Here is a 22,567-nt window from a genome sequence, read left to right as displayed (position 1 = left end):
ACTCCCGTACAGGTGTCGCGCACTTGAGCGTTCGGGAACGAGTTCAGTTACCAGTCACTGACCTCAGTATGGAGATGCTCGTCGACATCCGGCTCGAGATTCTCGTCCGCTTTGACCTGCTCGAACACGTCCTTCGCGTGACGCTCGTCGCGGGCTTCGACCTCGATCGCGAGTCGTGCGGAGTAATGCTTCGTGACGGTGTAGGTGTCGAGCTCGTCGTCTCCGTCTTCGTCGTCTTCGTCGTCAGTCGGGTCGGGCGCTTCATCGTAGTAGGCGTCCAGATGTGGGTCGTCAGTCGGGTCGAGCTTCGGCTGATCGAAGACTGAGAAGTGACGCCGGCGGTGGCGACGATACAGCTGGTTTGCATCGAGAGATGATGCGTGGATCCCACGTTCTCGATTCACGTCGTCAGGGTCGGCGAACTCCTCACCACACATCGGGCACTGGTCTGGCGCGCGTTCGACATCGGCAGTAAGACGTTCAGTTGACATAGATCCCAAGTGCGCCTGCGAACAGGAGGAGACAGCTGTTCGCGAAGGTGAGGATGGTCAGTGAGACGAGGCGTGTGTACTCCACCGTCAGTACGGTATCGAAGAGCCAGATCTCGGCGAACGCAATGGTAAGCAGAAAGCCGAGGGCGCTGAAGGCGATTGCAATAGCGGTGAACGTCAGCGGGTCGGTATCTCTGTGTCTGTATGGATCACTCATTATCGGTGCTGGACGTAATGGGCGATGGCGCCTACCGCGATCAATGCACACCCGTTGATCAGAACGAGGATCGTGAGTGTGAGCGATTCAGCGATACCGAGGTCGAGGATCCGCTCACCGACATAGACCATGAAGAACAGGTATGCGAAGACGATGAGCATCCCACCAAGGAGGAGCGAGAGCTCTTCGATCAGATCGAGCGCCGACTCGGTGAGGTACGGTAGCCTCATTCGTCACCACCCCAGTCGTTCACCAACGTCTCGACGGGGCCATACTCACCAGTGTACCCCAAGATTGCGCGTGCGACGACAGTCGGGAGAGGATCGTTGGGGTCCACCGATCTCGTTCGGGGCTTGATGTTACCATCAGCATCTTCATACAGGACGGTATGGGACACAGCCCATGCGATGCCGTCGTCGACTTCGACAGCCCACTTGTCGCGCAACGGTGTTGGCCAGACGAGCAGTACCGCGTTTTCACCTGGATGGCGTGGATGTTGCCAGTTGATCTCGATATCTTCAGGCGTGATATCGTATTCGAACGACTGCGGGTCGTCACGTCCACTGCCGTCGATATCGGTCAGTTGTTCGTTAGGCATCGGTATCCATCTCCATCTCCTCGATGAGTTGCTCGGCCTCTGCGTCGACTCCCTCGGGACTCCGGTCGTCACTATCCAGATAGCTTGCAGGGAGGTGACGGACGAGTTGGTGCTCACAGTTGCCGGGGTGGCCACTCATCTCGTTCCACTCACCGCTGACCGGAGTGAGCGCACGCAGCGCCATGTCAGTGCAGTACCAGTCGCCGTCAGTCGTCTTCACGAAGTCGACCGACCACGACCCCTCGAACTGGTCAGCAACCGCCTGTGCGTACTCACTGACGGTTTCTTCCCAGTCGGGCGCGAGCCATGCCCGGAGGGAGCCGACAGGATTCATCGACGGTGAGAGGCCGACATCCTCGACGATCTCGTCGGCGTTGTGGAGCTCGTCAGCGTCGCGAAGGTGCCAACACAGCACCTCACCATCATCGATGAAGGCACGAATCTCTGGGTGCCACGGATCGAGATCGTCGCCGGCCCAATCGAGGTCGAGCCACTCGCGAAGCCAGAGTTGCTCGCCCACTGGGAGCCCTTGCATGGCGAGCGTCGAGAGGAACTCGGTCATCCAGTACTCGACATTCTCGGGATTCGTATCCGGAATCTTCGACTGGCGGGCGGTGTAGCTCGCCTTGTACTCACTACGGACGAATGCGGTCCCACCGAGCTCGTCGACAACGTCGATCACTTCATCGGTATCGTACGTTGGGGTGCCAGTCACACTCTCGATGACACTGACGGTGCGCGTTTCGGGAACCGGCACGTCCGTCTCGGTGAGCTCGTTGTACCAGTACTGCATCTGGTTGTATGGTGAGAGGAAGTCTGCCAGTGGAACCCACGTCGGGACGCGGTCTGGGAGCGGTTCATCGACCATCTCCTGGTACTCAGCCCTCGTTGGCAAGTCGTCGATCGTTGGTAACGCCATACAGCAGCATATGGCGGGGAGTAAAAGAATCTACCGGGAACGGATTACGACCGTTGGCTCGGGAACGGGTGCGCGTCGTCTGGAGCGCCGGCTTCCAGTTGCTCGATCATCTCGATTTTCCACTCGTCGTCCATCGATGATGGGCCGAATTTTGCCCACTCAGCGGAGTCTCGTGGATACATTTCCGGCGGGTAGGTCGCTTCGATCACGAGTTCGTCGAGATCGCGAATATCGGTCGTGTGGAATCTGGTACTGGCGGTGATCTCTGGGACTGCACCCTTCCAGAACAACACCGTCGGCGTCTCGTCGACGACACATGTCGGTGTATGCTCCCCCGCATCTTCGGGCGAGACATCCGTCTCGAATGCGGGCCACGAGGCTTTCATCTCCTCGTACGTCATGAACACCACGCGGTCGTGGGACGCGAACGGTGACCGGTCGTTGATGTCGTAGCCAGCCATGTTGGCTGCAACGTCTTCGAGATGGCGCGTGAAGATGCTCGGGTCGAGCGTGTCGTGGATCCCTGTCGCAATCGAGTAGAGCTCTGCCTGCTGTTCATCTTGGACAGCAACGACGAGATCGTCGCTGGTGAGCTCACGGTCGGTGACGGAGATCACGTCGTACTGCCCATCAGGCGTGAACTGCCCAATTCGATTGTCGTCGAGGCCGGTGACGGCTGGCTCGAGACAGTTAGTCGAGATGTCGAGAGCGATATGTGTGTTCCCGAGCATGTCCCGACTCATCTCCTCCACGGACTCGTAGACTCGATCGGCCTCGAGCAGGTAGTCGTAGACGTAGTTCGGGACTAGCGCATAGCCGGCGTGGGGAGCATTCGAGATACCCGTTCCGACATCAGACGGATGCTCGCTCTGGCGGTAGATGACGAGTCTGTCGACACGGTCCTGGCTGTGTGAGCCGTTGGTGTTGAAGATGACCGGCCCAGCGTCACCGTCGAGGGCTCCGAAGACGCGGTGGCCACGGTACCGGTGGAATGAGTACTGGTCGCCCGTCCCACGTCGGACCTTGACGTAACGCTCGGTCGGGTCCTGGTCAGTCGTTCCGACACCACGATACCGATTCGTACGCGAATTCGATCGCGTTTTCTCGCGGTGGTGGATCTCCGGATGGTCGGGGAACTGCTCAGAGAGATTGTACATATCGATCTCCTTGAGCTTCTTCCAGCCGAAGGTGTCGGCGTAGTACTCGTACTCGTCCACCTTCACGACCTGGTTGTTCTCGTGCATCTCCCACGCCGTATCCACCTTCGACGACATAGTGAGCGTCTTCGCCATCCAGACTTGGCCACCATCAGCAGCCTTGTCGAGCACCTCCGAGACGTTGACACCGACACGACCGTTTGCTGTGGCAACACGCGTTGCTGTCTTGTCTCGTGGCGCGAGCTCGACTTCGTCCTGTGACGCGATCAGGTGCGTCGCGAGTGGCTCGCTGATGTCGACATCGAAGGTGTCCGCAACGATGTCTTTCACCTCGTCAACATCCGGCTGGGAGACGCCCTTCGTGAAGAACTGGTACGTGTTGTAGAAAATCGAGCGTTCGTATGACGTAGCGTCCTCACGGAACGTCGACGGGTCGGAGGCTTCTGCACGTTCCATGAGCTCCGAGCCAAGCGAACGCCATTCGTCGAAGAGACGGTCGCCGATCTCCCGATACATGTCTCCGTGTCCTTCCTTCAGTCGGTCTTTGTCGTCGACAGGCTCGGCGAGTTGGACGTGCTCGCCCATGTCGATCTCGGCCATGTCGACGTAGTTCGATTTCTCTTCCTCGTCCAGTGCGATGTAGCCAGCGTGCTCGATCGGCTGCTTCCCACGGTGGGGCCCACGCCCATCTCTGTGACCGTCACAGTTGCAGATCCAGATCGGGTAGTCCTCTCGCTTGAGCCAGAGGTGGAAGTGGTAGGGTGACGCGTTCTTATCGAGTGAACTGGCCCCCTCTCGGGCGATGGGCTGGCACGTCATGAAGCCCTTCGGCTGTTCCATGTGGTATGACGTTCCAATCGACGGGTTGGCAACTGCCATCACCATATCATCCTCATAGATGATAGACGGCTGATCACTGTCGACGAGATCGTCGAGGCGCTGTGGGAGGAACTCTTCGGGCTCGTCGGTGTTCAGTGAGCCATCACTGTCATATGCCTCGTAGACAACGGGCACACGCACGAGCTGGCAGATGCGTTCGAGCTCCGATTTGATGTCGAGATCGTGGATGTCACCGGTAACCGCTGGGAAGACGAAGCGAGTACCTGGTCCGACCTGTCGCTTCCCGTCGATTGGTTTTGGCTCGTCGATGTGCCACTTCATGGCGTAGTTCGAGTCGTCGTTGATGGAGTGTGTCACCATCTTGAACATCCCGTGCTTGCCACAGAAGTTGAAGCCAGACATCAGGCCCTGGCCCATCTCGCCGGCAATGTCACCATTCGCGTGGTTGCCCGAGAGTCCGACGTGCTCGATGATCTGCCACTCGGTGATGGAGACGCCACAGCCGTTGTCGTCGATGACGAGGTCGGGCATGTCGGCCTCTTGCTCACTGTAAGCGATCTTGATGCGTGGGTTATAATCCGTCTTCTCGCGTGCGGTCGTCAGGATATCCCACGGTGACATCTCGTCGGCTTCCTCACTCGAGATATCGGTCTGTTCGGGGACGATGCTCCGAGCTCGGCGAATCAGTGCCGACTCCGAGTTGGCGATGTACTCACGAAGGGCTGCCTTCGGAGACGCGTACCTGAATGCGACGCGCTCACCCTGGCGACGTGGGTCGTATTTGAACGTCGTATCGTGGTCTTCGCCGAGTGCATCCAAGACAGCATGGTCCTCGTCGTCCGTCTGGACGTTCGAGGGCATGACATCCGGGAGCTGCTGGAACTTCGTGTTGGAGAAATCGATCTCATCATCCGGGTCAACTGGGTCGGCGGGGTCCGTCCCCGTCGATTCACTGTTCGACATACACGTGATATTGTAGGTGCGACACATAATAGTTGTGTAAACGGGTTATACCCCCGTGAATACTGACGAACTCTCAAAATGTCGTAGACTGTCGTTTCAGGCAGTATGGCCAGCGGACTCAAATACAACCTGTTCCCACAAGGTACAAGTGTGCCACCATACAAAATGGAAATGCGATGCACGAAGAATTCGGATCGGACCGTTCACTCCGCGACAAGCTCCAGGCAACTGTCTTGGAGCGATCGTCTCAGACGCGGGATGGACGTCCTTCGACATACTACGTCGAGTATAGCGACGGCGAGAAACAGATGGAACCGGGAACCATGGCGAACCAGATCGTCTTCTCGAGTTCCGTCGACGCCGACATGATCGGTGATGGATCCTTCGAGATCAGCGGAACGGTGATGCTTCGGGACGGCGAGACGTTGGTCGGTGATCTGGTCCATCTTGGCCGGTTCATCCCTGACGACGCGACCGACGACGAAACGCACCTCTACCACGCACTCGAAGCAGAGTACGGTTCGTATCTCCCTGAGGAGATCGTCGAGGCGTTCCAGGATCTCCTGGAGACCCCACGAACGCGTGAGAAGATGCTCGAGGGCGTCGAGGAGACCCAATACGGTGTCGAGTTCAGTCATGGGCTCCGGCGGATCATCGCTGACATCGAGGACGACCTCGAGGACGATGATGCCGACGCGTTGGGTGATGTGCCTGACGCGTCCAACGGTGAAACGCTAGAGGAGCTCTACCCTGACACGGTTGCACAGCTCCAGGAAGACGCCCTCGATGGGATCAGCGAAGAGTACCAGATCGAGGTGACCGTTGCGGGCTCGCTCGATCACGATCGCTACGAGATCAGTACGACCGTTGGTGACCACGACGAGGATCTTCTTCTCACGGCGAGTGAGAGCTCTGAGATCTCCGACATCATCATCAGCTACTTCGAGAATCGGGAGGCTGATGGTGAGTCCGAACTGGACACCGATGCAGCCAACAGTGTCTATCGGACCTACCGGACGGCCCGCGCACAGCGCGTGTCGACCAACAAGGTCCAGCAGTTCGTTGGCAGCGTGTTCGATAGTCGGATGATCGATGTTCGCGATGACGGCTGGGTCATCGCGGACACGTTCTACGTCGGCTACAACGGTGAGAACTATCTGACCGAAGATACGACCGTTCCTCCGCACAACACGGGCGGTGAGCTCACCAACTACGACGGCCGGCATGAGTTCATCACGTTCAGTATCGACACTGCCGAAGAGATGCTGTTCTCGATCGGCGAGGATACTGTCATCGTGAGCGAGAAGGAACAGCGGTTCCTCGCGACAGTCGAGTTGTTGACGACGCCGGGCGACTATCTCGGTGTCAACAACTTCGAAGCCGGCGCACTGTCGGCGATCAAGCGGGCGATCAGTTCGAGCTGCCCCGAGCTCGAACGACTCACGACGACGGTGTCGGTGTCGGCCTTCCTCGACCCCAACACTGGCTTCGTCCACCGTCACTCGCTGAACAAGCACACGCTCACCTCTTCGTTCGGTGTGACGCGCGAGGTCGTCAGCGACCTGGAGTACTCCAGCTACGACCATGCTGGAGTCAACGAACTCGTCTACCGCGAGGAAGAGCTTCGCAACGCCGAACTGCGTGTCTTCCGCGACCACGACAACGACGACGACGAGCTGTGGCAGCGGATTCGGAACACAGCTAACCTCGCACAGATCGACGATCGCATCCACGCGGAGCTACGGGCAACCTACGGTGCCCCACTCCGTGAGTCGGATGACGACCCACTCGCCACCGACGGCGACGAGAACTAACGCAGTACTCCGTTTTTTATGGACGAACCGACATACGACCGGTATCCGTGTACCGAGTGTAACGCAACTCCACAGCTTGTCGCACACAGTCCGTACGCACTCGAATGCCAGTGTGACGACGTACGCGTCCCTGTTGTGCTGACACAGGAGGGCCTGTTCCATCCAGACACTGGACTGTGGACGACTGACGTTGGCTCTGTGATCTGTCCGGACTGTGAGGATCACGTCGGGCTTGCACAACAGCGCAATGGTGGGTTCGTACTCGTGTGTGGATGTCCGGAACGTGCCTTCGATCCTGGCCCACTCGGCGATCTAGAGATATTCGACCCGTTCGTCGGTCAATGGGCAACAGTGAACGACATATGAGTCTGAACTTCATCGACGCCATTCACGACAAACTCGCATCGATCGGCTTCAAAGAATTCACCAGCAGTGGTGAGAAACAGGCGTACTACGAGGGATATGCTGATGCCCTCGAATGGGTACTCAACACTGGGCTGACATCGTTCAGCGATCCCGTCATGAAGTTCCGACATGGCGACGGTGGGTCCGGCCACAGCGATGTCGAGTGCCCGAATTGTGAGGACGCATACCTCAGTCTCCCGGCCACATGGCGAGGAACCGAGGAGACGGTCTGTGACTCGTGTAATACCGTGTTCACGCTCCACTTCATCGAGCAGTAAACTGGTTACCGGGAGATTTTTCTACGGGACGCCCATACGCCGAGGAGATGGGAGAACCTACAACGCATTTGGACTTCAAGCTGCTCGCGAAGCAGGTCGGTGAATGGTCACAGGATAACTTCGGCGACCAACCAGCAATGTATCCACTGACCGGCGCCGGCGAGGAGCTCGGTGAGCTCACGACATCGGTACTCAAGCGCGCACAGGGGATCGATGATGCCGAGAAGTACGATGGCGACGTTGGAGACGACGCCGAGCGTGATTCGGTTGCAGATGTGGCCATCTATCTCGCTGACTTCGCGTCGCGTGCTGGGATCGAAGTTAGCGACCAGGTGAGACACTACACACGTGGGGGTGCTACCCTGACTGACGACCCCATCGAGTGCATCACCGAACTGTACCAGCGATACGGGTCGCTGTGTCGGTATGTGAACGATGAAGAGTCCTCCGAGACACAGATCTCACTCGAGATCGCGCGCCTGCTCTGGCAACTCGACGCGTTCTGCCAGCTCAAGGGCTGGGAGTTCGACGATATCGTGATCGAGACGTGGGAAGACGTCGTCGAAGAGCGGGAGTGGGACGCCGACATTCAGTAAACGCATTCTCCAAACGTTCAAGTGTCTCAGACAAGTACACGGAGATATGACAGACACTGAAGCAGAATCGGATGTGAATACTGGAGTCGATGAATCCGACATCGGCCAGTCAATCGACAACGGAGACACGTTCGAAGAACGGCTGTCGGCACTCGGTGAAGAACTCGATCGGCAAAATCGGCAGTCCAGTCTCGACACCTTCGAATTCACCATCGAAGGGCGCTCGTACGATGTCTACGAGTCCCGTGGGGAATCGTCGGAAGAGATCGAACTCCGCGTCGACCTCCAACAGAGCACGCCGTATTAGGCGGACGCAGCAGCGGGAATTGTGTCGATCAACCATGTCGCATGGAGCGAAAGATCTACCTGGCGGGCCCCAGAGAGCGGGCTGGTGGCGGAGACTGGCGAGACGATGTCAGCCAGCACGTCGCGAGTTCGTATAGTGACATAGAGTGTACGCTCTTCGATCCATTCGAGCACAACATGGATCCAGAGCGGGAACTCGAGAAGATCTTCGAGTGGGACATGCAGCACGTCCAGCAGTCGGACGTGGTGCTTGTCTATCGGCGTCCAGACTACGAGCTGTCCGGTGCATCCATGGAAGCGTTCCACGCGATGCGCTCGGGGACAGCTGTCGTCATATGGAACGCAGGCCGGTCGATGGTTCCAGAGTTCCTCGAAGTCGTTTCTGACAGTGTCGCACAGACGATGGACGAAGCAATCGGGCTGGCACTCGGGGAGCGTGAACCATGACATCGGACATCGAGAACTACCTCAGTGAGTTCGGCGTCACGATCCAGACTGATGGGATCATGTGGGAGCTCTCGACACAGTGGGCCGACAGGTTTGCCGTCTCGGACATGTCGTGTACGTACGACGGCTGCCATCGGAGCCCGCTCGAACAACGCAACCACTCCTGTATCCTCATGGTGCCACTCGGCGGTCGTGAGGGCATCAAGCAGTGGGTCTGTGGGAAGCATGCCCTCGATGTAGACGACGTTCATCTCTGTGCTGTCGAGTGGGAGCAGACCGATGTAGCGACGACCGTCGATGTACAGCGGGTCGCGAACGTGCGACTTGGAGAAGCCACGAGTACAGACGACACGGACGACACAGACGACACGGACGACACAGACGAGAGGCAGACCACAGCGAACAGTGGCTTCGAGGAGAGCCATATCCTCAAGCAGGCACACGATATCGTCTACGACCGGCCTGACACACACGGCGATCCGGAGGACTCCTTCGATCGCATCGCTCAGATGTGGGCTGGCTATCTCGGAACCGATGTCGACGCTGTCGATGTGGCCAACATGATGGTCCTGTTGAAGGTGGCGCGCTCGGCCGAGGGCCACTACCACGGAGACAACTGGGTCGATATGGCTGGCTACGCGGAGAACGCTGCTCGACTGGCAGAGGACAACTGGATGGGTGAGTCTGTATGAATCACCCGTGGCAGATGGGTACGACCGACTGGGACGGGAGCAATACCTGGGACCAGGAAGAGTACGAGTACCTCACTCGTGTGCTGACGATCTTCGATGGGACGTTCGTCGACGTCGATCCTGACGATGTTGTGGAGTACACGTACAACATCAACCATGGTACCTTCGGTAATGAGCCAGCGATCGCCGAGATCGAACTGCATATCGAGGTTGACGGTATGCGCCAAGAGCTGCACACGGAGATGTCGGTGGAGGAGTTCCAGGAGGCGATGGCAGCCGATCACAACTCTCGCCGGTTCGAGCTCGTCCGGACGGAGGATGTCTCTGGCACCAGTGGGACCGGTGTCGTTGCTGAAGGCGTCGTCTACCCTGACGGTGCCGTCCACATGCAGTGGGACAACAGCGACAACGAGGACCTCAACACCGACTCGAACGGGATGGCGACGAAGCCAGCCCCCGATGGACTCCAAGCGACCAAGGAGATCCATGGGCACGATGGCGCCACAGAGATCCAGTTCATCGATACAGACGGCGAGTACACGAAGATGCAGTCCCTCGACTGACGCCACAGTCGACACAGGCGTACAGGGAGCCACAGGCATCTGTGGCATCAGTCGCGGGCGGTCGTCGCATGGAGATTCCGAAGTATCCGTCGATACGGTACCCGAGTAGTGATGAAGCCAAGGGCCTCCTCGATAATGGGACGACCGTCGAGATAACCGAGAAACTCGATGGGGCGAACATCCGGTTCGCGATCAACGACGGAGAACTCATCATCGGATCGCGTAATCATACCTACGGAGTCGGTGAGGACCACGCCGAGCTCGAAGATTTCCCGAGTGCCTTCGAGCATGCACGGGACTGGCTCGCCCGATACTTCATCCCGGACGCTCTCGACGAGCCTGAGCGGTGGGTCTTCTACGGTGAGTCGATGCACGAGCATACGATCACGTACGACGCATTCGAGGGGCGACATCCAGACCCACAGGAGAAGTTCCCCGCCAACGTGCTCGTCTTCGACATCTACGATCGGGAGACCGAGCAGTTCGTCGATCGGGGGAAGTTCCTCGAACTCGCTGGCGATACGCTTCTCGAGACTGTCCCACACTTCGGTACCAGGCCAGCATCGAGCATCCGTGAGGAAGGAGTTTCGGTACCCCAGAGTCGGCTTCGAGAGACAGACAATGATGCCGACATGGCATTCGATGCGGACGGGCTTGCCGAGGGTGTCGTGCTCCGGAACATCGACACAGGGGCACGGGCGAAGATGGTCCACGATTCGTTCAGAGAGCAGCACAGGTCACCGTCGTCATCGTCGTCTATTCCCTCTACACCGGCCGAGCAGTTCGTCGAGACGTATCTGACCGACGCTCGAATCCGGAAGGAGATGCACAAGCTCGTCGACGAAGGCCACTTCGACGGGCTGACGATGGAGATGATGACCGAGCTCCCGCGTCGCGTCATCACTGACGCGGTCGAGGAGAATGCGTGGGGCATCATGAACGACGACATCGATCTGGACACGGACTCGAAGGGAGAGATCCGCTCGGTCGCCTCCAAGCAGTGTGTGCGTGTCCTGAAAGACGAGGTGCAGTCGATATGAGTGGTCTCCTCCCAGTCGCGACACTCAGATCTACAGTGACACGCCACACAGACAAGGCGGTCGACTGGGACGTGGCCTCGATCGGCGAGGTGTCGATATCTCCACTGACCGTTCAGTCTGGGATGATTGCACGGGCAGATGTCTCGGTCGAGTTGAGATACGTTGACCGGGTTGAAACAGTCGAGTTCGAGCTCGACGAGAGGCCACTGTGAGTGGTATCTGGGCGTCGGTGATCAACGAGGAGGGAATGACCTATCAGGGCGAGTCTGTGACGGCGACCAACGTCGAGACGACACACGAGCCCCGCATCGTCGACGATGGTGCGTTCGGAGACAGGAAAGTACTGCTCCGGATTGCGTACATCGAAACCGAAGAGCGAGACGAACCGATTGCCGTGACACGCCAGGAGCTGCACACGCTCCTGGGCTACGAGACAGACGTTCCAGACAACATCCGCCCGATCGAAGCAACGACCGCCTAACGGGTATCTGTTGTACCTGTTGGGCCTGTGTCGTCTGTCGCATGACTGATGTAGCAGATCCAGAGTACGAGGAGCCGTGTGCCAGCTGTAGCGACATGGTCGCAGGCGATGGAGAAACAGTAGCGTGGGCAGACGTTCGATTCTGCACGATCGCCTGTAAGAACCGATGGCTGAACGCACAGCGGGCGTTCTGAGGTACGTCGCATGAGTGATGAAGACAGCGAACCTCCAACGCTCGCTGTGATCGAGACCGAGCACGGCTACGTACAGATCCAGGATCCAGACGCAGATGCAGCGAAAGTTCGTGATGAGGCAGTTGCAGCCTACAAGCAAACCGTCGATGAGGACGAAGAGAAGGACCGGACGTACCAGTAACGCCAAGGGCGTCTGTTGTCTCGATGGTGTCTGTGTCGTCAGTCGTCGTACTCGTCGAACTCAACCATCTCGGTCCCGTGCTTCGGGCAGTATCGATGGCTCCGCTTGTGGGTGCCGTACTCGCAGTCGGGGCAGATGAGCTCAGGATCGTCGCGACCGATCGCTGAGTCGTCGCACAGCGGGCTCAACATATAGTTGAGCATGATGGTCTGGAAGACCGTGGCGGATGCTCTGACCGTCGTCGAGTCGGTTCCTGTGGGGAACATGAAGCGGTCCTGGCTCCACGTTCGGTCAGGGAGCTTGTTGTTGGCAACGCTGTTCTCCGGCGTGGAGATATCCATCGAGTCGATGACACGTGGATTGTGCTTGAGGAAGCGGATCATCTCGGGCTCGGTGCCCGGTGCGAGTGCGTGGACCGTCGTCTGGTAGCCAACGCGGTTGCGGATCGAACGGAGTGCCTCGATTCGCTCCTCGACGTCGAGGTCACGGAGTCCCCCGATGGCAACCCCACCGTATGCCTCCACGAGATCGAATCGACACGACCGCATGTCGAATGCAGGATGATCCTCGAAGCCGAGTACTCGGCCAACATCGTAGTGCATCAGCTCGTCGAGGCTGTACTGGTAGGAGCCATCGTGGGGATGGATGGGGAGTAGCATGTCACCGTCCCAACTGTGGTTCTCGAGTCTCTGCACACCGTCCCACGCCATCCGAGCATTCTCCTCGGGAGTGAACTGCTCGTAGCCCTCGACGGCAGGTGTCATGTCTTCACCGATGATGGTGTCCGCCTCGAGATCGCTCGCGACTTCGAGGATCTTGTCGATATCGCCGAGTTTCCCCCACCCCGAGTCGATCATCATCGTCTCCGAGGAGTCGGCGACGCCAGGGCGCTTGTTGTAGTACGTGTTCAGCCGGTATGGGTACGACCAGCGACGGTTGGAGCTGGACACGTAGATGTCGATTGGGCAGGCGTCAATCACGTGCCGGCGCTCCTCGATCTCTTGGATATATTGTTCGAGCTCGTCACTCGACGATCGGTCGAGAACGGTCTCGATCTTCTCTGTGGGTGCATCTGCGACGGTGGAATCACTGGTTTCCGTTGGGCCACTGGTGTCTGTGGCACCACTTACTGATTGCGACACGAGCTCACCAATGATTCGTGGGTACTAGAAACTACTGCGTCAGTTTGTCGCTCGCCATCGGTGTCGACGTATTCACCGGCCCTCGTTCCCCACCGTCGTCATCATCCGAGTCGACGAGGTCCTCGAATTCCGCTTCCATTCCATCATCGACACGCTCGAGCAGATGGAGGTCGACGCTCTTCGTCTCCGGAGGAGCAGCGTCATCGTCTTCGGGCGACAGCATGACCGAGACATGCGTCACGGACTCCAGGTCGTGCTGGATGATGGTGACCACACCCTCGAACCCGGAGACAGTGTGTCGGACACGCGTACCGAGCGTGATGTTCTTCTCTTCCAGCAGATTGTCCGTTGCCGGCGGGATCTTCTGCTCACCGAGGTCGAAGCGGAAGCGGTTCTTGAACATCGACTCTGTCGACATGTCCGGCCGGTCGAGCTCACGCTCGACGTTGATGATCGTACAGCCCGGATACTGCTCACTGACAGCGGTGATAACTCCATGGAACCCGGTGACAGTGTCCTGTGCGTAGCGACCAAGCAGCTCGTCTGCGTCTTTCATGCACTCGGGTGAATGCGTTCCCGATACAAATAACTACTGGACCCCGTACGCGATGGACTGGACGATGCGCTCCACCCAGTCATCGACGGTCTCACTGTAGGGCGTCCGGTCGACGTGATCGTCGTAGGCGAACGTGCGGTCGAGTTTCGACTCGATCCAGTTGACCGGGATATGATAGCTTATCTCGTCCCCATCTCCGGTACGCTTCGCTTCTTTGAGATGGTCGATCTTCGGGCCCGGAATGTCGCCATCCATGAGCACGCCGACCGATTCTTGGAGTTCATCGAAGTTGGCTGGCGGGAGCTCATGTTCGAACTCGACGTACAGCGATCGAAGGAGTGCGTCGATGACCGTGAGCGCCCGTTTGGGTGTCCGGTCACTCGCTGCCCGAACGAGATACCCAGCCTCGACAGCTGCTCTGGTTGGAATCGTGGATTCTCGGGTCTCAGTCGCCCGGTAGGCGATTGTCGTTTCGTTCGGCCCGATAAACGACTCTTCTTCGTCGACACCGAATCTCGGTGGGTCGGGAAGTGAGGGTGGCGACAGTTCTCGAATGTCGGCCCACGTTGCATCCTCGGCGAGCTTGTACCGGTCTTTCAGATAGCGATGGTGGTTGGATGTCGCGAAGGAGTTGTAGTGCTTGATGAGCGCCAGTGGCTTGAACTCCGATTCGGCATACCGACAGAGCTGCTCGAACCCGTCGACGCGCTCACTGAAGGTGCGTCGCGACGGACTGTTGATGAACTCCATGACCGAGGGGTTCGAGGAGAGAATCCCCGAGTCACTCCCCACGAACTTCTCGAGACTCCAGCCGGTGAGCTCGATGTCTTCGGTATCGCTCGTGCGCGTGATGGTATCCGGCTGATTGCCAGCAACATGACGTGAGTGTGCGTTGAGGTAGACGAACATCACGTCGAGGTCGGAGTTGGGGCCGTCGAGGCCAGTGGCCGTCGACCCGTACTCAGCGTCAGCGATCACGTGGACGCCGGTCTCCCGTTCGATTTTCCGCAGTTCTGCATCAAGCACATTGCTCATAGCGTGCAAACGAGTTCCAGTAAGAAATACCTACTGCACTCCGTACACGGCGCTGGTGGTGCTAGATACTGGGATACAGCCTCCTATCTGAGAATATGCGCCGTTTCGCGTATTGGTTCCCAACAGTTATATGTGCGTGGTGCCATACGTGTGTATGTCGGCTGAGAGCGCCGATGTCGGCATGGTGTCCGACCTGCGTACAGCGCAGATCTCTACATCGCACACGGGTCAGCTTTTCTCTGGCCTGGACGGCGGTGCGTGGAGGCAAATACCCCACATCCGGCGAAAACAGGGTACGGACCCTCGGTGTTCGCCGTCGGTCGTCTGCTATCGGCCGTCCCCGGAGGATAGAACCTCCGGTGTTGGGTGGTCGACCCCAACCCTCGGAGTTTTCCGAGGAACTCACTGTCCTACGCCGGTAGCGCGTCGCTCCGCGAATAGATAAACCATATGCGACGATACGCAAACTGTACCATCTGTGTGGGCAGCTAGTGCGCCACAGCTGTACGGGTCGCTTCCATCATATTCATGTACGTCGCCATGCAACACGCAGTATGTCCAGATTTGAAGATATCGAGGAAGGGGACATCGTTGCAGCGGAGGATGTACTCGGGAAACTCGAGTACAAGGGTGACCCGGACGAGCTGTTCATCCTCTCGCTACCAGACAAGGCGATCGCATTCAGCCACGGGTCGTTCAAAGTCGAGTCGGTCGAGCACTACGATGATTGAGATAGTCGGGCTCGCCACTACAGCTGCAGTGTTTCTGGCCACCGCTATCGCCAACTGGCTGACGCGAGGGCCACGCGATGTTTGACTGGGAGCCGACGATCTGGGCAGTTACGGTCTACCTGAACATCGTGCTGTTGAGCATGCTCATTCGCGATTACATCAAAGCGAGTGACCTCAGCCGAGCTCGACTCACGCGTGCAATCGGTGTCCTCCGTGGTGATGAACCGGAGCGCCAGTCCGGGCCACCGACGTGGGACATGCAGCAGTTCAATCAGACGGTCGTCTACCGTGACGAACTGGGGCTGACGGCGACAGCACTGGCTGGGTCACCTGAAACGTGTCGCTGGTATGCGCTCGAACAGCTCCGATCGGAGCTGAACGAGAGCGACCGATACCAGTACCAGGGACATGCCGGCGACGAGGCACACCGTATCATCCGTCAGGAGGCGTTTCGCGCACGCGATGATGCGGTCGAGTCGATCATGCGCCGTGTCGAGCTTACTCGGTGGAACGACAGTAGCGGGATTGCAGACCGCTACCTGCTGGAAGACCCAGTCACCCAGTATCGACTGAAGGTCGCAGCGTCAAACCGAATCCTCGACACAGATGGCCCGACGGCACAGAAAGTCCAGGAGCGCAATGCTGAGCGTCTGGCGTCACAGCTCTTGGAGCAGATTGCAGACGAAGCTGACGGTATCCAACACAGATGAAGCTCACCATCGAACCAACATCGGACCGAACGTATCGACTACCACTGCGGGCAGCTGGGGCGATCCAGCAATGACTGACGTTCCAGACGTCGTCACGGATGTGATCATCCTTGCCGACAAGGCGTGGAACCACTACGAGGGCCCGTTCCGCTACGACGTTGACGGGTGGAACGCAGAGGTCACCATCGACCCGTACGAGGTACAGAATCCACAGCGAACGATGAAGCAGCTGTGCAATCACGCATCGGGCAAGTACGCACTGGTGATGAATGCCGGAGAACCGTGCTGGTACGGTGAGATCATCGCTGGCACCCAGTTCGAGGGCGAAGGTGACGACATCTCACTGGCGATCAAGCACATCGCACAAACATGAATCGGCGACAGTATCTTGCCGGAATCAGTGGCGCAGCGAGTGTGCTACTGGCCGGGTGTGGAGGCGACGACCTGAATGATCCGCAAGCGGATACGGTTTCGTTCCTCGATGGCGACTCGTGGCTCACTGCCGGCGCGTCGGTGTCGCTCCGACGCAATACCGAACAGTGGCAGGTCACGATCGACGAAGTCGCCCCTGAAACGACGATCCACGTCCAGAAGGTCATCCTCGATGGGAGTGGACAGGATCGCGAGGGAGTGAACGCCGTCCTTGACTGCGAGCGACGTGTCGAGGTCGGGCGAGCAGTGACGGTCGAGCCGGACTTCCATGTCTGGTTCGTCGACATTCGCGACGACCGCGCGCATATCGCGATCGAGACGGGATCGCCGTATTCGATCGAGGAGTTCGAAGACGAGAACAACGAGACGGTGCTATACTAATGCCGACAACATCAATCGCAGACTGTGGCGCACGTATCGACACGACAGACGAGGAGAGTACCGAGCGACGGTTAGCACACTCGCTCACCTGTGACGAGTGTACGGCCCACGACACGATCTATCGCGAGTACGTCCAACGGCAGCTCCTCATTGCTCGCATCCGGGGGTTCGGGCCCATCGAGAGCGTCAGCAAACGACGCAAGACGACGGACTTCCGTATCGGAGATATCGATGTCTGGCCAGACTACGGTAACGATGATCACATCAACGCGATCACAAACTCAAGCATCTCTGGCAACGAATCGGCTCTCTCGAAGCACGAAGAGAGCCGTTATGTCAGCGAGATCTCGATCCATCTACCCCCAGCGCCCGAGGAATTCGAAGCAGCAATCGAGGAAGAACTGTACGTCCCCGAGCATATCATGGTACATCACAACACAGGGGCGCTTGGAGGCACACCGTCAGCTGACGGGATCGTGACGCCACACATCCTGACGACCGACTCCATCACCTACCAGAAAGCTGGTGACGTCGTGCAGGCTGCTGTGGAGTGCTACGAGAACGTCTACGAGAATGGCGACGTGGCGATCGTAACGGTACCCGACAGTTAGTCAGCCGACGCGACTTGCGTTTGCTGGGCACTCGGCCCACTGTTGACGATATCCATCTGTTCCATGCCTGTCCAGACATCATCAGGAACACCCAGTCCAGCGTTACTGTCGCCACGGCACCGATCGCGAAGGAGGCGCTCGCCACGCGAACTGATTTCATACGTTGAACTGTCGCCCCGCTCGATCACTTCGAGCTCGACGAGTTGACTCAGTGCATGATACGCACTGCCCTGTGGGATCTCCCATGAGCTCCCGTTCAGTGCCGAGGTGATATCACGCGGTTTCGGATTGCTTTCAGCGTGGAACAACACCGTTGCGAGCTGCCACTTTTGCGTTCCAGGACTGAGTGAGATCGAATCGACATCGTCGGTCTCGATCTCCTCGACAGATGGTTCTGTCTCTTCAGATTGGTCTGTCGACGTTTCAGTAGTGCGACTGGGATCAGAATCAGCGGGTTGGTCAGTGTCCGATTCGGCTATTTCAGGAAACATCGAGCCATCATACTCGACTTCGACAGAAAAGGACGACACAGCGTCTGTGAGCTCGATTTCATCAAGCACGCGCTTGATTTCAGCTTCGGATGGTGAGTCCAAGACATACGAACGTTTGCTAGTATCCACGTGCGTCGTATACATACGGTGGCACATAATTATTGCTGAACCGGGTTACACACAGACGAGCGCCGTTGCTCACAACGTAGCATCGCCAGAAACGGAATAGCAGACGGGCACCACCCCGTCCGCAATCAGTGATTCCAGCCTCCTGTGGAGGCAATTACCACTAGCCTGCCCGATAGTAAAAGAGTACCGCGTCGGCTACTGTACCGGGTCGAGTCGGTCGTCAGATTCGAGCCGGTCGATGACATCCTCGATGTCCATCTCCTCCAGCTGCTCGATCCCAAGTAGGATCACCAGTGGGCGCAGATGGCGATTCTTCTCGAGATCGAGATCGGGGAACTCGTTCGAGGCGAGATATTCGAGTTCCTTGCGCGACCCGTCCAGTGCGTTCAGGATCTCATCTGAGAGATAGAACGTACTGTGGTTGCGTTGTGTGACCGGTTCGAGCTCGTCGTCGCTCGACTCGGTCGACTCGGTCGTTGACTGGTCCGTTCCTCGGTCACGGGTTCGGAGTTGTTGGAGATCCTGTGCGCGCTCGTCGTCGGCTGATTCATCATCACTCATTGGAGATTTGTGGTGTCTCGGTTGTCTGGTGGTCGATACCGACGTGGTCGAGAACAGTCTCGGCCAGGTCGTCGTACACTGACTCCATGTCACACGACTCGTTGTGCGCGTGGATCGACCGATGGTTCTCGATCGCGCGACGGAGGGCGACTCGCTTTCGAACTTCGAACACTGGCGTTCCGCTGAACGTCGTCTGCATCCACTCGACCATTCGCTCGGCATCGCCCGTCGTCTCGACACGGTTGGCCACAGCAGCGACCTCGGCGACGCGCAGCGGGTCGTACGCATCCGGGGAGTCCTTGGCGTTCACCTCACCCTCGAGCCGGACGATCTGTTTCAAGAGTAGCTCCACGGCACGCTGACTCGTCGATTCAGCCAGCGCTGGAATGACAACCGACCCGGCTGCATACAGTGCCGAGTCGGTCAGGAAGCCAAAGCTCGGTGGGCAGTCGATGATCGTCAGGTCGAACTCGTCGTCTACCTGCGCGAGGGCCTGGTCCAGATACGAGAGGACCGGCTTGTCGGCCTTGTGGTCGTACGCGAGCTCACGTTCGATCGTGAGGAGGTCCATGTTCGAGGGCAAAACGGTACACTCCTCGTGCTCGAGGAGCAGTGGCTCCGGGTCAGCACCATCGAGGAGGACATCGAACATCGTTGGCGCCGTGGCGTCCCACTCGTCGTAGAAGCCAAGCGCTTCAGTTGCGTTGCCCTGCGGGTCGATGTCGACCAGGAGGACATCGAGTCCCTGTGCAGCACAGGCACCCATGAGATTGATCGCCGTTGTCGTCTTCCCGGTCCCACCCTTCGCGGAGTACATCGCGACGCGAGCGGTCATGTGGAATCACTGGGATGCATGGTCCATCTTGCACCACAGACGCAACGGGGATAAGTGTTCGTCAGACGCTATCTATCGAGCTCGGAGCTCGTCAGGTCAAGCGTCGCCTGGACAGTATGGTCGCCGTTGCCCCACTGCTTCATGATCCGCTGCCAGTTCTCCGGCCCATCACGAACCGTGACGGCGCCCTGGACCTCGAACATGATCGAATCGAGATCGCTCCCGGCGACGTGCCTGCCGAACAGCGTGAGTGTGTTCGGGACCTCGTCGTACGAGATTGTCCAGTTGGGATAATGGCCGTCCGTGCGTGGGTACGTGTCCTGATCGACGACCTGGCCGTCGTGCTCGACGCTGTATCGGAATGGCGCCTCACTCGCGAAGGAGTATCGGACTGCCTCGAAGGCCGGCTCTCGATTGAGGAGTGCTGCACAACCTGTTGTCGTTGCGACCGCGCCAGCTGCGACCGTCGAGAGCAGCTCTCGTCTGTACACACGCGTATGCGAAGCGAACGCAACAAAAAGTTAGTGCGTCGCATCCATTGACGGGTAGCGGTCGGAGAAGATGATGATGCTACCGAGCCAGCAGGTCGCCATCGAGACGGTCGTCGTCGTGAGTAGTGCCGTCACCTCGATCGGACTGAACGTGTAGTCGTAGAGTCCGAGGATGGAGACGGACAGCAAGACGATGCCTGTGATGGCGATACAACAGAGCTGCACTCGCCTGACAGCTGTATCTGTTACCATACGCGAACGGTCGTGAGACTATCCCGTCAATCTGTCGCGTCTGCATGTTCGTATCTCGTACGAACGTCGTGGTGTCAACAGAACAACATACACCCCCACCCCAGGTGGTGAGTGGTAGGGCACCCTGTGCAGCAGTGTTCGCAGTCGAAATCAGCCACACCCGGCGACGGTCGGCCAGACGATACAGACGGTGGGGCGGTAGACGGGTTGATGCGGTCGATTCCAGGCGGTACAGCTGGTGCCGTCCCCATGCAGCCCCGTCCCAGCGACAACCACCGCTTCCCCACCGCACCGCTATCAGTATCTTTATTATACCTCGTTGTGAACAGCCAACCAAGTAGGCGTACAGCGCGGGTACGGTGGTTCGGCACCGTACCCGTGCGAGACACAGCGAGTGCGGGGTTCGGGTCGGCTCGAACTCGGCCCGGTCGCCACCACCGACGCCAACGGAGGCCCACACCATGCCCTACCACTCACCACCAGGGGTGGGGGAGGGTCATGTCACTCGTTCACATCGACCAGTACCACTCACCGCGTGGGGGGTGTCTGACGCATCGACTGAATCCGTTCGTGAACGATTCCGGTGTGTCTCGTCTGTATCCACTCACCACACGGGGGGCGTCCCACTCACCGCACGGGGGGTGTGTGTTTGGGTCCACTCACCGTGAGGACGCGACACCTATTAGTGAGTGGGTGTACACAGCTGTAGTATGAGCGAGGACACGCGCCAATCGACCGTCGACGAACTGCTGGCACTGGACGACGACGAGAGCTCGGACGAGGCCGAGTCTGCCGGCGTCTTTGCCGACAAGGAACTACTCGAAGTCGACAACATCCCCGGCTCCGACCGGATCGTTGGCCGAGACGACCACATCACGTTCCTCGCGAAGAATCTTCGTGAGATGCGTCGCTCGGGCGCTGCTGGTGTCGACAACGTGCTCGAGTGGGGCGAGACCGGGACCGGGAAGACACTGACGGCACGCCACGTCTGTGAGCGACTCGAAAGCGTCACCGCCGACACGGACGACCCGATCGCGAGCGTCTATCTCAATCCCGACCCGCAGAGCTCGTGTACGTCGGCGTGGCGTGAGATTGCGACGCAGGTGAACACGAAGGCAGACACGGACATCAACGTCCCATTCTCCGGGCTCTCGGCCGAGCACTACCGGAAGAAGAAGCTCTGGCCCACCGTCGAGGAGCACTTCTCCGGTGGACTCGTCGTTGTCATCGACGAGATCGATAAGTTCCCGGAGATCAACGAGATCCTCTACACGCTCTCGCGGACGAAGTCGAAAGACGGCGTCGAGGTGCCGGTGACGACGATCGGGATCTCCAACGACCTGGACTTCCGTGGGGACATCGAGTCTCGCGTCCAGTCGACCCTCCAGCCGGAACACCGCACGTTTACTCCGTATACGACCGACCAGCTGGTCGCAATCCTGGGCAATCGTCGTGACGCATTCCGCGCGGGCGCGCTCGCGGACGAGACAATCGAGACGACGGCAGAGCTCGCAGCAGAAGAGCACGGTGACGCACGACGGGCAGTCCAGCTCCTCCGGAAGGCCGGCGACCTCGCCGAAGAGCAGGGTGACGAGCAGGTCACACCCCAGCACGTTCGTGATGCAGACGAGCTCGTCGAGGTCGAGATCGCGATGAATCTCGTGAAGGGAACACCGCTTGCTGGGAAGCTGCTACTGTTTGCGATCTGCCGGCTCTCACGGAACAACCCGGACAAGGAGTGGTTCCGGACGAGCGAGATCCATGACGTCTACCAGACACTCTCGAGAGACACGGAGACGGAGCCGAAGAGCTACAACCGGGCACTCGATGCACTGAACAAGCACGTCACGACAGGGCTGCTCGAGTCGCGCAAGCAGGCTGGTGGTGACAACGGGATGTTCCGGACGTTCTCACTCCAGGGTGATGTCGGGCACACGCGCGAGGGACTGATCAACTCGACGCCGGAGCTCGCAACGCTGTACGGACAGTAACACCCCCCGGACGGTGAGTGGGTAGCGAGATATTCCG

Annotated in this window: 31 protein-coding genes; 17 read left to right on the top strand and 14 right to left on the bottom strand. The window is 58.7% G+C overall.

From position 1 onward, the window contains the following. Positions 1-47 precede the first annotated feature (47 nt). Genes DM818_RS14460 through DM818_RS14435 form a run of 6 tightly spaced genes read right to left on the bottom strand, consistent with a single transcriptional unit; the run spans position 48 to position 5,185 of the window. Positions 48-491 carry a hypothetical protein gene (locus DM818_RS14460; RefSeq protein WP_153952968.1) on the bottom strand — a complete coding sequence of 148 codons (444 nt, stop codon included), beginning with the start codon at positions 489-491 and terminating at the stop codon, positions 48-50. Next, positions 481-708, bottom strand: a complete 228-nt coding sequence (locus DM818_RS14455) for a hypothetical protein (RefSeq protein WP_153952966.1) — start codon at positions 706-708, stop codon at positions 481-483. Before DM818_RS14455 ends, DM818_RS14460 begins: the two co-directional genes overlap by 11 nt. Further along, complete coding sequence (locus DM818_RS14450) at positions 708-938, bottom strand: hypothetical protein (protein WP_153952964.1); 231 nt, start codon at positions 936-938, stop codon at positions 708-710. Before DM818_RS14450 ends, DM818_RS14455 begins: the two co-directional genes overlap by 1 nt. Beyond that, entirely contained in the window at positions 935-1,306 is a 372-nt protein-coding gene (locus DM818_RS14445; RefSeq protein WP_153952962.1) for a hypothetical protein, read from the bottom strand. Before DM818_RS14445 ends, DM818_RS14450 begins: the two co-directional genes overlap by 4 nt. After that, entirely contained in the window at positions 1,299-2,225 is a 927-nt protein-coding gene (locus DM818_RS14440; RefSeq protein WP_153952960.1) for a hypothetical protein, read from the bottom strand. Before DM818_RS14440 ends, DM818_RS14445 begins: the two co-directional genes overlap by 8 nt. A gap of 44 nt (positions 2,226-2,269) precedes the next feature. Beyond that, positions 2,270-5,185 (bottom strand): hypothetical protein, encoded by a 2,916-nt coding sequence (locus DM818_RS14435; RefSeq protein WP_153952958.1) that lies wholly within the window; start codon positions 5,183-5,185, stop codon positions 2,270-2,272. A 308-nt stretch (positions 5,186-5,493) separates the two neighbouring features. On the opposite strand from DM818_RS14435, the gene DM818_RS14430 reads away from it, so the two are divergent. From DM818_RS14430 to DM818_RS14380, 11 genes are all read left to right on the top strand, one after another. Continuing rightward, positions 5,494-6,999: a hypothetical protein gene (locus DM818_RS14430; protein WP_153952956.1), complete on the top strand. Its 1,506-nt coding sequence runs from the start codon at positions 5,494-5,496 to the stop codon at positions 6,997-6,999. Positions 7,000-7,361: 362 nt separating this feature from the next. Further along, positions 7,362-7,682: a hypothetical protein gene (locus DM818_RS14425; RefSeq protein ID WP_153952954.1), complete on the top strand. Its 321-nt coding sequence runs from the start codon at positions 7,362-7,364 to the stop codon at positions 7,680-7,682. A 68-nt stretch (positions 7,683-7,750) separates the two neighbouring features. Then, positions 7,751-8,278, top strand: a complete 528-nt coding sequence (locus tag DM818_RS14420) for a hypothetical protein (RefSeq protein WP_153952952.1) — start codon at positions 7,751-7,753, stop codon at positions 8,276-8,278. 46 nt (positions 8,279-8,324) lie between these two features. After that, positions 8,325-8,585: a hypothetical protein gene (locus DM818_RS14415; protein ID WP_153952950.1), complete on the top strand. Its 261-nt coding sequence runs from the start codon at positions 8,325-8,327 to the stop codon at positions 8,583-8,585. Between the two features lie 41 nt (positions 8,586-8,626). After that, complete coding sequence (locus DM818_RS14410) at positions 8,627-9,031, top strand: nucleoside 2-deoxyribosyltransferase domain-containing protein (RefSeq protein ID WP_153952948.1); 405 nt, start codon at positions 8,627-8,629, stop codon at positions 9,029-9,031. Then, the gene (locus DM818_RS14405) at positions 9,028-9,723 is read left to right on the top strand and encodes a DUF6378 domain-containing protein (protein ID WP_153952947.1); all 696 of its coding nucleotides are present in this window, start codon (positions 9,028-9,030) and stop codon (positions 9,721-9,723) included. Before DM818_RS14410 ends, DM818_RS14405 begins: the two co-directional genes overlap by 4 nt. Positions 9,724-9,737: 14 nt before the next feature. Continuing rightward, positions 9,738-10,286 (top strand): hypothetical protein, encoded by a 549-nt coding sequence (locus tag DM818_RS15260; protein WP_235907971.1) that lies wholly within the window; start codon positions 9,738-9,740, stop codon positions 10,284-10,286. A 68-nt stretch (positions 10,287-10,354) separates the two neighbouring features. After that, on the top strand, positions 10,355-11,326 hold the full coding sequence (locus DM818_RS14395; RefSeq protein ID WP_153952945.1) for an RNA ligase family protein: 972 nt from the start codon (positions 10,355-10,357) through the stop codon (positions 11,324-11,326). Then, the gene (locus tag DM818_RS14390) at positions 11,323-11,538 is read left to right on the top strand and encodes a hypothetical protein (RefSeq protein ID WP_153952943.1); all 216 of its coding nucleotides are present in this window, start codon (positions 11,323-11,325) and stop codon (positions 11,536-11,538) included. The genes DM818_RS14395 and DM818_RS14390 overlap by 4 nt, the downstream gene beginning before the upstream one ends. Further along, the gene (locus tag DM818_RS14385; protein WP_153952941.1) at positions 11,535-11,807 is read left to right on the top strand and encodes a hypothetical protein; all 273 of its coding nucleotides are present in this window, start codon (positions 11,535-11,537) and stop codon (positions 11,805-11,807) included. Before DM818_RS14390 ends, DM818_RS14385 begins: the two co-directional genes overlap by 4 nt. A 204-nt stretch (positions 11,808-12,011) precedes the next feature. Further along, positions 12,012-12,182 (top strand): hypothetical protein, encoded by a 171-nt coding sequence (locus tag DM818_RS14380; RefSeq protein WP_153952940.1) that lies wholly within the window; start codon positions 12,012-12,014, stop codon positions 12,180-12,182. 38 nt (positions 12,183-12,220) lie between these two features. On the opposite strand, the gene DM818_RS14375 is transcribed toward DM818_RS14380, so the two are convergent. The 3 genes from DM818_RS14375 to DM818_RS14365 form a co-directional block, all read right to left on the bottom strand. Next, complete coding sequence (locus DM818_RS14375) at positions 12,221-13,162, bottom strand: hypothetical protein (RefSeq protein WP_153952938.1); 942 nt, start codon at positions 13,160-13,162, stop codon at positions 12,221-12,223. A 193-nt stretch (positions 13,163-13,355) separates the two neighbouring features. Continuing rightward, positions 13,356-13,880 (bottom strand): hypothetical protein, encoded by a 525-nt coding sequence (locus tag DM818_RS14370; protein WP_153952936.1) that lies wholly within the window; start codon positions 13,878-13,880, stop codon positions 13,356-13,358. Between the two features lie 33 nt (positions 13,881-13,913). Continuing rightward, the gene (locus DM818_RS14365) at positions 13,914-14,915 is read right to left on the bottom strand and encodes a DNA polymerase beta superfamily protein (RefSeq protein WP_153952934.1); all 1,002 of its coding nucleotides are present in this window, start codon (positions 14,913-14,915) and stop codon (positions 13,914-13,916) included. A 554-nt stretch (positions 14,916-15,469) separates the two neighbouring features. Here DM818_RS14365 and DM818_RS14360 point away from each other — a divergent pair. The 5 genes from DM818_RS14360 (at position 15,470) to DM818_RS14340 (ending at position 17,780) form a co-directional block, all read left to right on the top strand. Beyond that, the gene (locus tag DM818_RS14360; protein ID WP_153952932.1) at positions 15,470-15,646 is read left to right on the top strand and encodes a hypothetical protein; all 177 of its coding nucleotides are present in this window, start codon (positions 15,470-15,472) and stop codon (positions 15,644-15,646) included. A gap of 77 nt (positions 15,647-15,723) precedes the next feature. Further along, positions 15,724-16,356 (top strand): hypothetical protein, encoded by a 633-nt coding sequence (locus DM818_RS14355; protein ID WP_153952931.1) that lies wholly within the window; start codon positions 15,724-15,726, stop codon positions 16,354-16,356. 70 nt (positions 16,357-16,426) lie between these two features. Next, entirely contained in the window at positions 16,427-16,729 is a 303-nt protein-coding gene (locus DM818_RS14350) for a hypothetical protein (protein ID WP_153952929.1), read from the top strand. Between the two features lie 41 nt (positions 16,730-16,770). Beyond that, on the top strand, positions 16,771-17,169 hold the full coding sequence (locus DM818_RS14345) for a hypothetical protein (protein ID WP_153952927.1): 399 nt from the start codon (positions 16,771-16,773) through the stop codon (positions 17,167-17,169). Further along, positions 17,169-17,780: a hypothetical protein gene (locus DM818_RS14340; protein ID WP_153952925.1), complete on the top strand. Its 612-nt coding sequence runs from the start codon at positions 17,169-17,171 to the stop codon at positions 17,778-17,780. The genes DM818_RS14345 and DM818_RS14340 overlap by 1 nt, the downstream gene beginning before the upstream one ends. On the opposite strand, the gene DM818_RS14335 is transcribed toward DM818_RS14340, so the two are convergent. From DM818_RS14335 to DM818_RS14315, 5 genes are all read right to left on the bottom strand, one after another. Beyond that, positions 17,777-18,400 (bottom strand): hypothetical protein, encoded by a 624-nt coding sequence (locus tag DM818_RS14335; protein ID WP_153952923.1) that lies wholly within the window; start codon positions 18,398-18,400, stop codon positions 17,777-17,779. The two genes, DM818_RS14340 and DM818_RS14335, sit on opposite strands and share 4 nt — an antisense overlap. Positions 18,401-18,595: 195 nt before the next feature. After that, positions 18,596-18,961 carry a hypothetical protein gene (locus tag DM818_RS14330; RefSeq protein WP_153952921.1) on the bottom strand — a complete coding sequence of 122 codons (366 nt, stop codon included), beginning with the start codon at positions 18,959-18,961 and terminating at the stop codon, positions 18,596-18,598. Beyond that, positions 18,954-19,796: a ParA family protein gene (locus DM818_RS14325; RefSeq protein ID WP_235907970.1), complete on the bottom strand. Its 843-nt coding sequence runs from the start codon at positions 19,794-19,796 to the stop codon at positions 18,954-18,956. Before DM818_RS14325 ends, DM818_RS14330 begins: the two co-directional genes overlap by 8 nt. A 68-nt stretch (positions 19,797-19,864) precedes the next feature. Then, positions 19,865-20,287, bottom strand: coding sequence for a hypothetical protein (locus tag DM818_RS14320; protein WP_153952919.1), 423 nt, complete (start codon positions 20,285-20,287; stop codon positions 19,865-19,867). A gap of 30 nt (positions 20,288-20,317) precedes the next feature. Next, positions 20,318-20,539 (bottom strand): hypothetical protein, encoded by a 222-nt coding sequence (locus DM818_RS14315; RefSeq protein ID WP_153952917.1) that lies wholly within the window; start codon positions 20,537-20,539, stop codon positions 20,318-20,320. Positions 20,540-21,249: 710 nt separating this feature from the next. Between DM818_RS14315 and DM818_RS14310 the strand changes: the two genes are divergently transcribed. Then, positions 21,250-22,530: an orc1/cdc6 family replication initiation protein gene (locus DM818_RS14310; protein WP_153952915.1), complete on the top strand. Its 1,281-nt coding sequence runs from the start codon at positions 21,250-21,252 to the stop codon at positions 22,528-22,530. Positions 22,531-22,567 lie beyond the last annotated feature (37 nt).

This window comes from Halosegnis longus (genome assembly GCF_009663395.1).
Taxonomy (GTDB): Archaea; Halobacteriota; Halobacteria; order Halobacteriales; family Haloarculaceae; genus Halosegnis; species Halosegnis longus.
The sequence above is the reverse complement of the archived record's forward strand: the minus strand, read 5'-3'. Positions and strand labels throughout refer to the sequence as shown.

What these genes read in the sequence shown, in the direction of transcription:
- DM818_RS14450 (WP_153952964.1), bottom strand. Translation starts at nt 938, where the DNA reads ATGAGGCTACCGTACCTCACCGAGTCGGCGCTCGATCTGATCGAAGAG.
- DM818_RS14440 (WP_153952960.1), bottom strand. Translation starts at nt 2,225, where the DNA reads ATGGCGTTACCAACGATCGACGACTTGCCAACGAGGGCTGAGTACCAG.
- DM818_RS14435 (WP_153952958.1), bottom strand. Translation starts at nt 5,185, where the DNA reads ATGTCGAACAGTGAATCGACGGGGACGGACCCCGCCGACCCAGTTGAC.
- DM818_RS14430 (WP_153952956.1), top strand. Translation starts at nt 5,494, where the DNA reads ATGGAACCGGGAACCATGGCGAACCAGATCGTCTTCTCGAGTTCCGTC.
- DM818_RS14455 (WP_153952966.1), bottom strand. Translation starts at nt 708, where the DNA reads ATGAGTGATCCATACAGACACAGAGATACCGACCCGCTGACGTTCACC.
- DM818_RS15260 (WP_235907971.1), top strand. Translation starts at nt 9,738, where the DNA reads ATGGGTACGACCGACTGGGACGGGAGCAATACCTGGGACCAGGAAGAG.
- DM818_RS14355 (WP_153952931.1), top strand. Translation starts at nt 15,724, where the DNA reads ATGTTTGACTGGGAGCCGACGATCTGGGCAGTTACGGTCTACCTGAAC.
- DM818_RS14370 (WP_153952936.1), bottom strand. Translation starts at nt 13,880, where the DNA reads ATGAAAGACGCAGACGAGCTGCTTGGTCGCTACGCACAGGACACTGTC.
- DM818_RS14380 (WP_153952940.1), top strand. Translation starts at nt 12,012, where the DNA reads ATGAGTGATGAAGACAGCGAACCTCCAACGCTCGCTGTGATCGAGACC.
- DM818_RS14425 (WP_153952954.1), top strand. Translation starts at nt 7,362, where the DNA reads ATGAGTCTGAACTTCATCGACGCCATTCACGACAAACTCGCATCGATC.
- DM818_RS14410 (WP_153952948.1), top strand. Translation starts at nt 8,627, where the DNA reads ATGGAGCGAAAGATCTACCTGGCGGGCCCCAGAGAGCGGGCTGGTGGC.
- DM818_RS14445 (WP_153952962.1), bottom strand. Translation starts at nt 1,306, where the DNA reads ATGCCTAACGAACAACTGACCGATATCGACGGCAGTGGACGTGACGAC.
- DM818_RS14340 (WP_153952925.1), top strand. Translation starts at nt 17,169, where the DNA reads ATGCCGACAACATCAATCGCAGACTGTGGCGCACGTATCGACACGACA.
- DM818_RS14310 (WP_153952915.1), top strand. Translation starts at nt 21,250, where the DNA reads ATGAGCGAGGACACGCGCCAATCGACCGTCGACGAACTGCTGGCACTG.
- DM818_RS14315 (WP_153952917.1), bottom strand. Translation starts at nt 20,539, where the DNA reads ATGGTAACAGATACAGCTGTCAGGCGAGTGCAGCTCTGTTGTATCGCC.
- DM818_RS14330 (WP_153952921.1), bottom strand. Translation starts at nt 18,961, where the DNA reads ATGAGTGATGATGAATCAGCCGACGACGAGCGCGCACAGGATCTCCAA.
- DM818_RS14325 (WP_235907970.1), bottom strand. Translation starts at nt 19,796, where the DNA reads ATGACCGCTCGCGTCGCGATGTACTCCGCGAAGGGTGGGACCGGGAAG.
- DM818_RS14415 (WP_153952950.1), top strand. Translation starts at nt 8,325, where the DNA reads ATGACAGACACTGAAGCAGAATCGGATGTGAATACTGGAGTCGATGAA.
- DM818_RS14460 (WP_153952968.1), bottom strand. Translation starts at nt 491, where the DNA reads ATGTCAACTGAACGTCTTACTGCCGATGTCGAACGCGCGCCAGACCAG.
- DM818_RS14350 (WP_153952929.1), top strand. Translation starts at nt 16,427, where the DNA reads ATGACTGACGTTCCAGACGTCGTCACGGATGTGATCATCCTTGCCGAC.
- DM818_RS14365 (WP_153952934.1), bottom strand. Translation starts at nt 14,915, where the DNA reads ATGAGCAATGTGCTTGATGCAGAACTGCGGAAAATCGAACGGGAGACC.
- DM818_RS14395 (WP_153952945.1), top strand. Translation starts at nt 10,355, where the DNA reads ATGGAGATTCCGAAGTATCCGTCGATACGGTACCCGAGTAGTGATGAA.
- DM818_RS14405 (WP_153952947.1), top strand. Translation starts at nt 9,028, where the DNA reads ATGACATCGGACATCGAGAACTACCTCAGTGAGTTCGGCGTCACGATC.
- DM818_RS14390 (WP_153952943.1), top strand. Translation starts at nt 11,323, where the DNA reads ATGAGTGGTCTCCTCCCAGTCGCGACACTCAGATCTACAGTGACACGC.
- DM818_RS14360 (WP_153952932.1), top strand. Translation starts at nt 15,470, where the DNA reads ATGTCCAGATTTGAAGATATCGAGGAAGGGGACATCGTTGCAGCGGAG.